This window comes from Streptomyces sp., assembly GCF_035645055.1.
In the GTDB taxonomy this organism is placed as follows: Bacteria; Actinomycetota; Actinomycetes; order Streptomycetales; family Streptomycetaceae; genus Streptomyces.
Map to the genome: position 1 here is coordinate 51,590 of NZ_DASQNH010000057.1, position 12,416 is coordinate 64,005.

Below are 12,416 nucleotides of genomic sequence, written 5' to 3' on the forward strand. Positions count from 1 at the left end.
GGTGCCGGTCAGTGACCGCCGAACAGGGTGCGGCGGAGCCGGCGCAGCGGGGCGAAGAGCGAGACGCGGCTCACTCGGGCGCCCGTGGCGCTGGGACGGTGCGCGGGCTCGCGCGCGGTCAGCTCACGCATCAGCGAGGTCGCCTCGGCCGTCTTCTGCTGCGGCACGGCGGGACCCGCCAGCACCGCGAGATGGCGATCGAGGCGCGTACTGGTCGCGCTGCTTCCGCAGGTGATCGCAGGGACCCTCGCCCTGCTGCGCACAGTTATCTGTTCCATGTCACTCCCCACCCGTACAAGTCCACCCGGCCCGGGCAGGGTAACCCTATCGCCCCCTCGGGGCACTCGTGTATCGCGGTCACAGGAAACACCTTCCCCGTAAGGGCGTTGACGATCCACCCCCGATCACTTTCCGAATCCGACCGATTCCAGGGCGAGTTGGACAACGGGTCGCGTGGTCGGTTGATCTGATCCTCCCTCGGGCTCGACCGTCACAGCGAGTGATGTCGCCGCCCTGTCCAGGCCCGACGCGACCAACGGCGTGTCGCCGGCGAACAGGCCCAGGGAGCGCGGTTGCGCGTGGGGGCGCATGAGCCACAGCTGATGCACGTGTTCCCCGGGCGGCTCGCCGTACCCGCGCAGGGTCACCACCACACGCCCCTCGGATACGGAAGCGATCACTCCGATCGTGCCGCCCCGCCCGTCCCGGCCGGCCGTCGCGCGGGCGTCCTCGGCGGCCAGAACGTGGGCGATCTCACGTGCCCGGTCCCGTTCCGCGGCCAGTTCGTCCCGGGTCCGGTCCGCCTGGACGGCGAAGAGCGCGGCGACGACGAGGGCCGCGGCGGCGGTCACGGTGGCGAACGGCACGAACAGGGGGCGCGGGCGCGGCGTACGGGCGCGAGCCGGTGGGGGCCGCGAGCCCCAGACGTGCGGCGGCAGCCGCGGGCTGTGGGCGGCGGCCGGAGCCGGTGCCTGCGGTGTGGCCCGTACGGCCGACATGACCCGGGCCCGCAGGCCGGGCGGCGCGGGTTCGGCCGCCGACCAGGCCAGCCGCACCGCGTCCTCGGTCAGCGCCCGTACCTCGGCGGCGCACCGCCCGCAGCGGGCCAGATGCCGCTCGAACCGGTGCCGTTCCACGGAGCCCAGGGCGTCGAGCGCGTAGGGCGCGGCGAGGGAGTGGGGGTCCTCGCGGCCGAGGAGCCGGTCCAGGACGCTCATGCCGCACCCCCGATGCAGTCCCGCAGCCGGGTCAGGCCGTCCCGCATCCGGGTCTTCACCGTGCCCAGCGGCAGCGACAGCCGTTCGGCGACCTCGCGGTAGGTGTAGCCCTCGTAGTAGGCGAGGGTGACCGACTGACGCTGGAGGGCGGTGAGCCGGTGCAGGCAGCGGCGCACCCACTCGCGTTCCAGCCCGGCCTCCACCTCCTCGGCGACCTGGTCGAAGGCGGGCGCCTGGGCCCGCAGCGCCTCCCGCCGCTCCCGGTCGACGGCCGCGCGGGCGCTGCGCACCCGGTCGACGGCGCGCCGGTGGGCGAGGGTGAGCACCCAGGCGAGCGCGCTGCCGCGCCGGGGGTCGAACCGCCCGGCGGACCGCCAGAGTTCGAGCAGCACCTCCTGGGCCACCTCCTCGGACTGGGCCGGATCCCGCACCACGCGTTTCACCAGCCCGAAGACCGGTCCGGACACCAGTGTGTACAGGTCCTCGAAGGCCTGCTGGTCGCCGCCCGCCACGCGCAGCAGAAGCTCGTCCGCCTCCACCCGCTCCCCCCTCCCTGTCACCTCTCGGACGGGATTACGGATCAGCGGGCCGAAAACGCGGGTCGCGGCGCGAGGAAAAGGCGGAACAAAAATATTTCTCCACCGACCAATCCGGTCGACGGCCCGCTGCGAATCCCCGGCGTCAGGCACATCGGCACGGAGGACGGACGGCATGACAGCTATCTCCAGGAGCGGGGCGGGACGCGGCGTCGCGGCCCTCGTGTGTGGCGCGCTGGCCGCCGGGGGGCTCGCAGCCGCCGGCGTGGCCGCGCTGCAGCCGGGGGAGGCCGCCGCCTCCAGTCACCGCGAGGCCCCGCTGATCTCGGGCACCCCGCAGTACGACACCACGGATCTCTACGCGTTCGTGAGCCCGGACCGGCCGGACACGACGACGATCATCGCCGACTGGATCCCCTTCGAGGAACCGGCCGGCGGGCCGAACTTCTTCCCCTTCGCGGAGGACGCCCAGTACGACCTGCGCGTCGACAACGACGGCGACGCGCGGGAGGACCTGGTCTTCCGCTACACCTTCCGCACGCACGTCAAGAACGAGAAGACCTTCCTGCACAACACCGGTCCGGTCGACAGCCTGGACGACCCCGACCTCAACGTCACCCAGACGTACACCCTGGAACTCATCCGGCTGGAGAACCTGCGCGCGGTGTCCCGGACGAAGATCGCCGACCGGGTGCCGGTGGCGCCGTCGAACGTCGGCAAGGCGTCGATGCCGGACTACGCCAAGCTCCGGCGGCAGGCCGTGCACCAGCTGGCGGGCGGCGCCAGGACCTTCGCCGGGCAGGCGGACGACCCGTTCTTCCTGGACCTGCGCGTCTTCGACCTGCTGTACGGCGGGAACCTCTCCGAGGTCGGCAACGACACCCTCAAGGGCTACAACGTCAACTCCATCGCCCTCCAGGTGCCGACCCACATGATCACCGAGTCGGCGCACCAGCCGGTCGTCGGCATCTGGACCACCACCCAGCGCCGCACGGCCAAGGGCGGGTTCACCCAGGTCTCCCGGCTGGGCAACCCGCTGGTGAACGAGGTCGTCAACCCGCGGCAGGACAAGGACGTGTTCAACGCGTCCACGCCCCGGGACGACGCGAGGTTCCTGAAGAACGTCACCCACCCCGAACTGCCCAAGCTGATCGAGGCGATCTACGGGATCGAGGCCCCGGCCGAGCCCCGCAACGACCTCGTCGACGTCTTCCTCAAGGGCGTCGAGGACCTCAACCAGCCGCCGCACGTGACCCCGGCGGAGCAACTGCGCCTGAACACCTCGATCAAACCGGCGAAGCGTCCCGAGCGGCTCGGCGTCCTCGACGGCGACACCGCGGGCTTCCCCAACGGCCGGCGGCTCACCGACGACGTGATCGACGTCGCCCTCCAGGTCGTCGAGGGCGAACTGGTCGGCGCCGAGAACGACCTGGGCGACGCGGTCGACGCCAACGACAGGGAGTTCGAGAAGGCCTTCCCGTACGTCGCCCTGCCGACGGAGGGCTCGCGTGGCCCGCTCGCCCAGGGCACCTCCGGTGACGCGGACGTCCGCAGCCAGCTCGGCGACGCCCTGCGCCCCGCCGGTTCCGCCGGGGACGACACCCCGCTCATCGCCGCCTCGGCGGGCGCCGGCGCGGTGGGCGTGCTGCTGATCGGCGCCGGGCTGGCCTGGTGGCGCCGCAGCCGGGGCCGCGCCTACTGACGGCCCCGCACAGACCGGCGCGGCCCGCCCCTCCCACTCCCCACGCGCGGGCCGCGCCACCCCCTTCCCCACCCGGACGGCACGACCGCACGACCGCACGAGGAGAGGCATGGTCCCCCGCACGACGAACGACACCATCGAGCCGCCGCCCCGGCGCCCACGCCGCACCGCCCGGCTCGCCGGCTGCGCCGCCCTGCTGGCGATCGCCCTGACGGGCACGTCCCTCGCGGCCGGCGACGGCCGGGACGGCGAGCGGCGGCCGGTCTCCTCGGCACCGGTCTCCCCGGCCCTGCTCTCCCACGGCGACCTGGACACGGGCGTCACCGCGCTCCAGGCCCACCTGCGCGCCCAGCCCCGGGACTTCACCGGCTGGGCGACCCTCGCACTGGCATACGTCGAGCAGGCCAGGACCACCGGCGACCCCTCCCGCTATCCGAAGGCCGAGCGCGCCCTGGACCGCTCGCTGGCCCTGCGGCCCGGCAACGACCAGGCCCTCGCGGGCCGCGCCGCCCTGGCCGCCGCCCGGCACGACTTCACCGGCGCGCTGCGCGACGCCGGCCGGGCGCTGAGGCGGAACCCGTACAACGAGCGGGCCCTGTGCACCCGTGTCGACGCCCTCGTCGAACTCGGCCGCTACGCCGAGGCCGCGCGGGCCGCCGACCTCGCCGACACCCGGCGGCCGGGGGTGCCGGTCTTCACCCGGTACGCGTACGTGCGGGAGTTGCGCGGCGACGTCCGCTCCGCGCGCCGGGTGCTGGCACAGGCGCTGCGCTCGGCCACCGCGCCCGGCGACGTGGCGTACGTGGCCACCGCCCTCGGCCGGCTCGCCTTCGACCAGGGCGCGTACCCAGCCGCGCTGCGCCACTACGCCCGCGCCCTCGCCGCCGACGACACCCACCTGCCCGCGCTGGAGGGGCTGGCACGCGTCCAGGCCGCGCGGGGCGACCGGGCGGCGGCGATCCGGACCGCGGAACAGGTCGTCGCCAGGGCCCCGCTGCCCGGGCCGCTGGTACTGCTCGGCGAGCTGTACGAGGCGGCGGGCGACGAGGAGCAGGCGCGCGAGCAGTACGCGCTGGTCGACGCCTGGACCGCGCTCGCCCGCTCGGGCGGCCTCAACCCCGACCTGGACACCGCCCTCGCGGCGGCCGACCACGGCGACCCGAAGACGGCGCTGCGCGCGGCCCGCGCCGAGTGGGAGCGCCGCCGCAGCGTGCACACCGCCGACGCCCTCGCCTGGGCCCTGCACCGCAACGGACAGGACGCGCAGGCCCTCGCCCTCGCCCGCCGGGCCACCGCGACCGGCTACCGCAACGCCGCGTTCCACTACCACCGCGGCATGATCGAACGCGCCCTGGGCCGCGACGGGGACGCCCGGGCCTCCCTCACCAGGGCCCTGGACCTGAACCCCGGATTCTCCCCACGGGGCGCCCGGGAGGCCAGGGCGGCGCTGAAGAGCCTGGAGGCCGCCGAGTGAGACTGCGTCACCTCGCCGCCTCCGCCCTCGCCGCCTGCGCGCTCGTCCTGCTGCCCGCCGGGGCCGCGGGCGCCCATCCGCTGGGCGACTTCACCGTCAACCAGTACGACGGGCTGGTCGCCGCCCCCGGGGAACTGCGCGTCGAGCACATCGAGGACTTCGCCGAGATCCCGGCGGCCCAGGCCGGCCCGGACATCGAGCGGCTGGGCGTGGACCGCTGGGCCCGGCAGCGCTGCGCACGGGCCGCGCGGGACAGCGTGGTCACCGTCGGCGGGCGGGAGGTCGCGTTCACCGTCGTCTCCGGCTCCGGGCAGGTCCGGCCGGGACGGGCGGGCCTCGTCACCCTCCGCGTGGAGTGCCGGCTCACGGCCCCGCTCCCACGGGGCAGGGCGACGGCCGTCGGCTTCCGCAGCGCGGCCCCCGGCCCCGGCTGGCGGGAGATCACGGCCCGCGGCGACCGGACGACCCTCACCGCGTCGGACGTGCCCGAGGAGTCCTCCTCCCGCCGACTGACGCGTTATCCCGAGGCCTTGCTGTCCTCACCGGCCGGCACCACCTCCGCGTCCCTGCGGCTGCGCCCCGGCGGACCCGCCCTGGCCATGGAGGAGCGGGACGGCGACGCGCCCGCCGCTTCCGTGCTGCCGCGCGGCGCCGACCGGTTCACCCGCGCCCTGGACTCCCTGGTCTCCCGCCATGACCTCACCCCCGGCTTCGCCGCCCTCGCCCTGGCCGTCGCGCTGGGTCTCGGCGCGCTGCACGCGCTCGCCCCGGGGCACGGCAAGACGCTGATGGCCGCGACGGCGGTGGCGCGCGGCGGCCGGGCCCGGCCGCGGGACGTCCTGCCGCTGGCCGCGTCGGTGACCGTCACCCACACCCTCGGCGTGGTCGCCCTCGGCCTGCTGGTCACGGCCGGATCGGCGGCGGCGCCCTCGGTGGTCGCCTGGCTGGGCATCGCGAGCGGCGCCCTGGTGACGGCGGCGGGAGTGGGCCTCGTACGCCGGGCCTGGCGCAACCGGGGGCACGGGTACGCACACACCCATGGGCACGGGCACGAACACGGACATGGGCACGGGCCCGAACACGGACATGGCCCCCACACGCACACGCACCCGCACGCGCACCACCCCTCCCTCCGCGGCACCCTCTTCCTCGGCTTCGCCGGCGGGCTCGTGCCCAGTCCCTCCGCCGTCGTCGTGCTCGTCGGCGCGGCGGCGCTGGGGAAGGCCTGGTTCGGGCTGCTGCTCGTCCTCGCGTACGGTGCCGGGCTCGCCCTGACGCTCACCGCGGCCGGGTTCGCCGTGTTCCGGCTGGGCACGGGCGTGGCCCGGGCGCTGCGGCGCGCGGGCCCGCTGACGGCGGCCGTGCGGCGTACCGCTCCGCTGGGGTCGGCGTCCGTCGTGGTGGCCCTGGGGGCCGGATTGGTGCTCAAGGGGGCGGCAACCGCACTCGGGTGAGCTACTTTCAGGGAAAACAGGGATTTCGCCCGGATCCGAAGAGGGGGCGCCCGTGTCCGACGTACCGGGCCGTGAACGGCTGATCGCGGGTCGCTACCGGCTGCTGTCCCCCCTCGGCGAGGGCGGTATGGGGACCGTGTGGCGGGCCCGTGACGAACTGCTCAACCGCGAGGTCGCCGTCAAGGAGGTGCGCGCCCCGGCCGGGCTGCCGGGGTCCGACGTGGAGCGGATGTACGCCCGGCTGGAACGGGAGGCGTGGGCCGCCGCGCGGGTCGCGAACCGCAACGTGGTGACGGTCTACGACGTGGCGGCCGAGGAGGGCCGCCCGTGGATCGTGATGGAGCTGGTGCGGGGCATCTCGCTGGCCGAACTGCTGGAGGCGGAGGGCCCGATCGCCCCCCGGCGGGCGGCGCACACCGGCGCGGAGGTGCTGGCCGCGCTGCGGGCGGCGCACGCGGCGGGGGTGCTGCACCGGGATGTGAAGCCGGCGAACGTGCTGCTGTCGAACGACGGCCGGGTGGTGCTCACCGACTTCGGGATCGCCATGGTCGAGGGCAGCTCCGCGCTGACGATGACCGGCGAGGTGGTCGGCTCGCCCGAGTTCCTGGCCCCGGAGCGGGCACTGGGCCGCACGCCCGGCCCCGAGTCCGATCTGTGGTCGCTGGGCGTGCTGCTGTACGCGGCGGTCGAGGGCCACTCGCCGTTCCGCCGGGACACCCCGCTCAGCACCCTGCGGGCCATCGTCGACGAGGAGTTGCCGCCCCCGCGCCGGGCGGGACCGCTGGGTCCGGTGATCGAGGGCCTGTTGCGCAAGGACCCGGCAGAGCGGCTGTCCGCCGAGCGCGCCGAGCGGGACCTGCGGCTGATCGGCGCCGGGGGCACTCCGCCCGGGGACGGCGCAGCGAGCGGGGGCACGGCCCCGACGACGCCGTACGCGCCGTACGACCCGCCCGTCTCGGCGTCCTCCCCGCCGCCGCGGAAGCCGGCCGGCCGCACCGGCCCGGTCCCCGAGCCGCCGCCCCGCCGCCGAGCCGCTCTCGCCCTGGTCGCGGGTCTGGCGGTGCTGGCGCTGGCGCTCGCGGGGCTGACGTACGCGCTGCTGAACCGCGAGGACGGTGGCGGGAACGCGGGCGGCGCCCTCACCCCCACCCCGACCGCGCGGCAGAGTTCGCCCGAGCCGACGGACGAGGAGACCACCGAGGACCCGCCGTCCCCCGCCCCGTCCGCGACACCGAGTCCGAGCCCGAGCGAGAGCGGCCCGGGCAGCACTCCGCCGCCGCAGTCGGTGACCGTGACGGTGACCGGTGCCCGCACCGAGTACTCCGGCCCGTGTCCGCCACCGGCCGCGCGCGCACCGGAGTTCACGGCGACGTTCACCGTGGGCCGGGTGCCGACGGAGGTCGTGTACCAGTGGGTGGGCCAGGACGGCGAGCCGTTCGACGGGGGCTGGAAGACGCTGTCGTTCCCGGAGGGCGGCGACCGGAGCGGGCACGACCGGGTGACCGTGACGACGTACGACGACAGCGGCACCTTCGAGGACGCCATCGGGGTCGAGGTCCGCGAGCCGGTGCACGCCGCCTCGGAGAAGGTGCCGTTCTCGGTGACCTGTGTGACGGAGACCCCGTCGGACGGGGTCTCCGCTTCACCGAGTACGTGAGGGTCTCACCCGGTGCGTGAGGAGTCCACCGGGTGGGGTGAGGGGGTCAGGCCGCGCTGCGGAACACCGGCAGGTAGCCGCCGGACTGCCCGTTGGTGGTGGGGTGGTAGGACTCGCTGATGTTGAGCCAGCTGACGCTGTGGAGCCAGGAGCTGCCGGAGCAGATCTCGTGGCCGGTGAAGGTGGAGCGGACGTCACCGAAGGTGAAGCCGTGGTCCATGGCGCGCTTCTCGATCGCGGCGTTCAGATGGTCGGAGGCCTGGTTGATGGCGCTGCGCTTGGCCTCGGACAGGCCCAGGCAGGTGGTGCCGAGCTTGTAGAAGCGGGGGTAGCCGAGCACGACGACGTGGGCCGCGGGTGCCTTGGCGCGGATCGCCGAGTAGACGGCGTCGAGTTTGCCGGGCAGCGTCGTGTCGACGTACGCCTTGGCGGTGTTGATACGGCTGATGCAGGCGCTGTCGGACTGGGTGACACAGGTCGTCATGACGTCGCCGAAGCCGGCGTCGTTGCCTCCGACGCTGATGGACACGAGGCCCGTGCCGGCGCCGAGCGGGGTGAGCTGGCCGTTGCGGACGTCGTCCGTGCGGGCGCCCGCGCAGGCGGTGAAGTGGAAGGACGAGGGGGCGTTGGCGGCGGCCCACAGCTGGGGGTAGGCCTTGGTGCTGCGCTTGCAGTCGCCGCTGGAGCTGATGTAGCTGCCCGCGCCGAGGCCGGAGGAGTAGGAGTCGCCGAGCGCCACATAGCCGGTGGCTGCGGCGTCGGTCGCGTGGGCCGCGGCGGCTCCGGTGAGCGTCGCTACGACGCCGAGGAAGACCGAACTCACGTATGCGACAAGTCGGGAACGTCTCATGGAACCTCCCTTTAGCAGGATGTCTGCCACAACCGTCGTACCAACTACGCGTGTTGACGGGAAGTGTCCATGCCAAGTCTTTCGCATGCGTTCGCGATCGCTTCCAGCATCGTTCTCGACCGCTTTTCGGACCGTTAGCGGTCACTTCCGGCCCGATCCCCTGCCGCACCCCTGCCCTTGATTTCGCGTACATGACAGATTTGTTGACGGGTGCTCAACTCCCTTGTTCCCCACCCGTGATGCACCCACGCTTGATCCCAGCCCGCGGCGGTACGCCACGCTCCGGGCCGTGTGCGCGAGCACGCGCACATCCCCCACAGACGCAGCGCCCCACCGGGCGCGCGCCGCCCAGAGGAGGACCCCCTCGTCATGGCACACCTGCGGAGCAACAAGGTGCGGCTCGCCGCGATAACCAGCCTGGCCACCGCCGCACTCGTGGGCGGACTCACCGCCCTCCCCGCCCAGGCCGCCCCGGCCGAGGGCACCGTGCTCGCGGCCGGCTCCCCCACCGCGATCAAGGACAGCTACATCGTCACGCTCAAGAAGGACGCCGGCTTCAAGGCCGCGTCGAGCCGGGGCAAGGACCTCGTCGAGGAGTACGGCGGCGCCGTCGGGAAGACCTTCGGCAGCGCGCTGAACGGCTACACCGCCACCCTCTCCGCGACCGAGGCGAAGAGACTCGCCGCCGACCCGGCGGTGGCCGCCGTCGAGCAGAACCAGCGCGTCTCCATCGACGCCACCCAGACCAACGCCCCCTGGGGCCTGGACCGCATCGACCAGACCTCGCTCCCGCTCTCCGGCACCTACACCTACCCGGACAGCGCGGGCACCGGCGTGACCGCCTACGTCATCGACACCGGCGTGCGCATCAGCCACTCCCAGCTCACCGGCCGTGCCGTCAACGGCTACGACGCCGTCGACGGGGACACCACCGCCCAGGACGGCAACGGCCACGGCACCCATGTGGCCACCACCATCGCGGGCTCCACCTACGGCGTCGCCAAGAAGGCGAAGATCGTCGCGGTGCGGGTGCTGAACAACAGCGGCTCGGGCACCACGGCCGGCGTGATCGCGGGCATCGACTGGGTGACGAAGAACCACTCCGGCCCCTCGGTCGCCAACATGTCGCTCGGCGGCGGCGTCTCCACCACCCTGGACACCGCGGTGCGCAACTCCATCGCCAGCGGCGTCACCTACGCGGTCGCGGCGGGCAACAGCAACGCCAACGCCTCCTCGTTCTCCCCGGCCCGCGTCTCCGAGGCCATCACCGTCGGCGCCACCACCAGCACCGACGCCCGCGCGAGCTACTCCAACTACGGCTCGGCGCTGGACATCTTCGCGCCCGGCTCCTCCATCACGGCGGGCTGGCACACCAGCGACACCGCGACCAACACCATCTCCGGCACCTCGATGGCGACCCCGCACGTCGCGGGCGCGGCCGCGGTCTACCTGGCCGGCCACCCCTCCGCCACCCCGGCGCAGGTCGCCTCGGCACTGACCGCCGGCGCCACCACCGGCAAGGTGACCAGCCCCGGCAGCGGCTCCCCGAACCGGCTGCTGAAGCTCGTCCCGTGACGCTCCCGCGGCGGGTGTGACCCACGGTTCCCCGGAGGTGCGCGGCGCCTCCGGGGAACACCTGCGCGGTCTTGACGGCCCCCTCGGCACTGGGCCACATTGAAGCCCGGCATCCGGCGCTTCGGGGGGCAAAGTCGCCCATGCAGACCATTCGCAGCACAACCGAACCAGGCGGAACAGATACGACGGACACGGCCGACACAGCGGACACGGCCGACACGGCGGACACCGCGGACACGACGGAGGGCGCCGAACGGACGCGGTCAGGGCCGGGGAGGGATCTGACGGCGCTGCTCGCGGGCGCCGCCACCGCCGTCGGCGGGCTGGGCGCGCTGCTCGCGTTCACCGGCCACGCCTCGCCGCTGCGCGGCCCGTTCGTCCTCTTCTTCCTGCTCGCGGCACCGGCCGCGGCGATCGCCGCCGCGCTCACCGGTCTGGAACCCTTCGGCCGCACCGTCGCCTCGCTGGCGGGGGCGGTGGCCGTCGACATGCTGGTGGCGCAGGTCCTGCTGGCCACGTACCACTGGTCGGTGCGCACCGGACTGGCGGCGGTGACCGCCTTCAGCGCCCTCGTTCTCCTGCTGGTCGCAGTGCGGCGCCCGCGCGGCCGCACGCCGAGAAGTCAGGGCTGGTGACGTGGACGTCAGCGTGTACCGCCCCGGTGAGCTGACCGCCGCCGACCGGGCGGCGTGGACCGCGCTCCAGGCCAAGGCGCATCTGCACGGCGCGCCGGAGCTGGCGAACCCGTTCCTGTCCCCCGAGTTCGCGCTCGCGGTGGGCAGGTACCGGCGCGGGGTGCGGATCGCGGTGGTCCGGGAGGGCGGCGACCCGGTCGCGTTCCTCCCGTTCCAGCGGTCCGCCGCCGGGGTGGGCCGGGCGATCGGGCTCGGCGTCTCCGACGCGCAGGGCGTGGTGCACCGGCCCGGGTTCACCTGGGACGCGCGGGAGCTGCTGCGCGCCTGCGGGCTCGCGGTCTGGGAGTTCGACCACCTGGTGGAGGGGCAGCGGCCGTTCGCGGCCGGGGTCACCGGCACCTTCCCGTCCCCGGTCGTGGACGTCGACCAGGGCTACGACGCCTATCTCGCCGGGCTGCGCGAGCGCTCGCCGAAGTTCACCCGGACCACGCTCGCCAAGGAGCGCAAGCTGGGGCGTGACGCCGGTGAGGTCGTCCATGTGCACGACGAGCGGGATCCGGCCGCGCTGCGCACCCTCATGGGGTGGAAGTCGGCGCAGTACCGCCGCACCGGCCGCAGCGACCGCTTCGCCCAGGACTGGATCACCGATCTGGTCCACCATCTCTTCCACACCCGCACCGACCGGTTCGCCGGGATCCTGTCGGTGCTGTACGCGGACGGCCGGCCGGTCGCCGCGCACTTCGGGCTGCGCAGCGAGCGGATCCTCGCCTGCTGGTTCCCGGCGTACGACCCGGCGTTCGCCAGGTACTCCCCGGGTCTGGTCCTGCATCTGCGGATGGCCGAGGCGGCCGCCGCCGACGGGATCGCGTATCTCGATCTGGGCCGGGGCCAGAAGGAATACAAGGACTCCCTGAAGACCCGGGAGATCCAGGTGTCGGAGGGGTGGGTGACCCGTCGTCACCCGGTGGCGTTCGGACACCGGGCACACCGTGCCCCGGTACGGGCCCTGCGCAATGCCGTGGTGTCCCGGCCGGAGCTGTTCGAGCCCGCCGACCGGCTGCTCAGAAGAGTGGGAAAGATCCGCTCGGAACGGGAGAAACCTGCGGAATCGTGAGGCCTGCTTGCAGGTCTTGCCCTATGGACTCATTCGTCAATACCGTCGTACATCTCACCCGTACCGGACCATCACGCAGCGGACCAGGGGAGGGCTCAGGGCCGCGGTGGCGCCGGGCGGGGCGCGGTAGGGGGGTGCCGTACTCGGCCGGCGTGCGCGCGTACGCGTGTGCGGGCGGCCGGGACGTGCCGCGCAACCGGCT

11 protein-coding genes are annotated in these 12,416 nt (G+C 74.0%); 7 read left to right on the top strand and 4 right to left on the bottom strand.

Annotation, left to right across the window (positions count from 1 at the left end; translation table 11 throughout):
• Positions 1-8: 8 nt before the first annotated feature.
• The 3 genes from VE614_RS19620 to VE614_RS19630 all read right to left on the bottom strand — a co-directional run bounded on the left by VE614_RS19620 (position 9) and on the right by VE614_RS19630 (position 1,777).
• On the bottom strand, positions 9-278 hold the full coding sequence (locus VE614_RS19620) for a hypothetical protein (protein WP_073942132.1): 270 nt from the start codon (positions 276-278) through the stop codon (positions 9-11).
• A 126-nt stretch (positions 279-404) separates the two neighbouring features.
• Positions 405-1,217, bottom strand: a complete 813-nt coding sequence (locus VE614_RS19625) for an anti-sigma factor (protein WP_324938424.1) — start codon at positions 1,215-1,217, stop codon at positions 405-407.
• Positions 1,214-1,777, bottom strand: coding sequence for a sigma-70 family RNA polymerase sigma factor (locus VE614_RS19630; RefSeq protein WP_324938426.1), 564 nt, complete (start codon positions 1,775-1,777; stop codon positions 1,214-1,216). The genes VE614_RS19625 and VE614_RS19630 overlap by 4 nt, the downstream gene beginning before the upstream one ends.
• A gap of 151 nt (positions 1,778-1,928) precedes the next feature.
• Here VE614_RS19630 and VE614_RS19635 point away from each other — a divergent pair, with 151 nt between their 5' ends.
• From VE614_RS19635 to VE614_RS19650, 4 genes are all read left to right on the top strand, one after another.
• Positions 1,929-3,455: a DUF4331 domain-containing protein gene (locus tag VE614_RS19635; RefSeq protein ID WP_324938429.1), complete on the top strand. Its 1,527-nt coding sequence runs from the start codon at positions 1,929-1,931 to the stop codon at positions 3,453-3,455.
• 109 nt (positions 3,456-3,564) lie between these two features.
• Positions 3,565-4,929: a tetratricopeptide repeat protein gene (locus VE614_RS19640; RefSeq protein ID WP_324938432.1), complete on the top strand. Its 1,365-nt coding sequence runs from the start codon at positions 3,565-3,567 to the stop codon at positions 4,927-4,929.
• On the top strand, positions 4,926-6,383 hold the full coding sequence (locus tag VE614_RS19645; protein WP_324938435.1) for a nickel transporter: 1,458 nt from the start codon (positions 4,926-4,928) through the stop codon (positions 6,381-6,383). The genes VE614_RS19640 and VE614_RS19645 overlap by 4 nt, the downstream gene beginning before the upstream one ends.
• Positions 6,384-6,435: 52 nt before the next feature.
• Entirely contained in the window at positions 6,436-8,040 is a 1,605-nt protein-coding gene (locus VE614_RS19650) for a serine/threonine-protein kinase (RefSeq protein WP_324938438.1), read from the top strand.
• 46 nt (positions 8,041-8,086) lie between these two features.
• Here the strand turns inward: VE614_RS19650 and VE614_RS19655 are convergent, their stop codons facing one another.
• Complete coding sequence (locus tag VE614_RS19655; protein WP_324938441.1) at positions 8,087-8,890, bottom strand: SGNH/GDSL hydrolase family protein; 804 nt, start codon at positions 8,888-8,890, stop codon at positions 8,087-8,089.
• 369 nt (positions 8,891-9,259) lie between these two features.
• Here VE614_RS19655 and VE614_RS19660 point away from each other — a divergent pair, with 369 nt between their 5' ends.
• From VE614_RS19660 to VE614_RS19670, 3 genes are all read left to right on the top strand, one after another.
• Complete coding sequence (locus VE614_RS19660; RefSeq protein WP_324938444.1) at positions 9,260-10,465, top strand: S8 family peptidase; 1,206 nt, start codon at positions 9,260-9,262, stop codon at positions 10,463-10,465.
• Positions 10,466-10,605: 140 nt separating this feature from the next.
• A complete protein-coding gene (locus VE614_RS19665; protein ID WP_324938447.1) occupies positions 10,606-11,100 on the top strand; it encodes a hypothetical protein in 495 nt (164 codons plus the stop codon).
• Position 11,101: 1 nt separating this feature from the next.
• The gene (locus VE614_RS19670) at positions 11,102-12,214 is read left to right on the top strand and encodes a GNAT family N-acetyltransferase (RefSeq protein ID WP_324938449.1); all 1,113 of its coding nucleotides are present in this window, start codon (positions 11,102-11,104) and stop codon (positions 12,212-12,214) included.
• Positions 12,215-12,416: the final 202 nt, after the last annotated feature.

What these genes read in the sequence shown, in the direction of transcription:
- VE614_RS19620 (WP_073942132.1), bottom strand. Translation starts at nt 278, where the DNA reads ATGGAACAGATAACTGTGCGCAGCAGGGCGAGGGTCCCTGCGATCACC.
- VE614_RS19655 (WP_324938441.1), bottom strand. Translation starts at nt 8,890, where the DNA reads ATGAGACGTTCCCGACTTGTCGCATACGTGAGTTCGGTCTTCCTCGGC.
- VE614_RS19640 (WP_324938432.1), top strand. Translation starts at nt 3,565, where the DNA reads ATGGTCCCCCGCACGACGAACGACACCATCGAGCCGCCGCCCCGGCGC.
- VE614_RS19625 (WP_324938424.1), bottom strand. Translation starts at nt 1,217, where the DNA reads ATGAGCGTCCTGGACCGGCTCCTCGGCCGCGAGGACCCCCACTCCCTC.
- VE614_RS19635 (WP_324938429.1), top strand. Translation starts at nt 1,929, where the DNA reads ATGACAGCTATCTCCAGGAGCGGGGCGGGACGCGGCGTCGCGGCCCTC.
- VE614_RS19665 (WP_324938447.1), top strand. Translation starts at nt 10,606, where the DNA reads ATGCAGACCATTCGCAGCACAACCGAACCAGGCGGAACAGATACGACG.
- VE614_RS19660 (WP_324938444.1), top strand. Translation starts at nt 9,260, where the DNA reads ATGGCACACCTGCGGAGCAACAAGGTGCGGCTCGCCGCGATAACCAGC.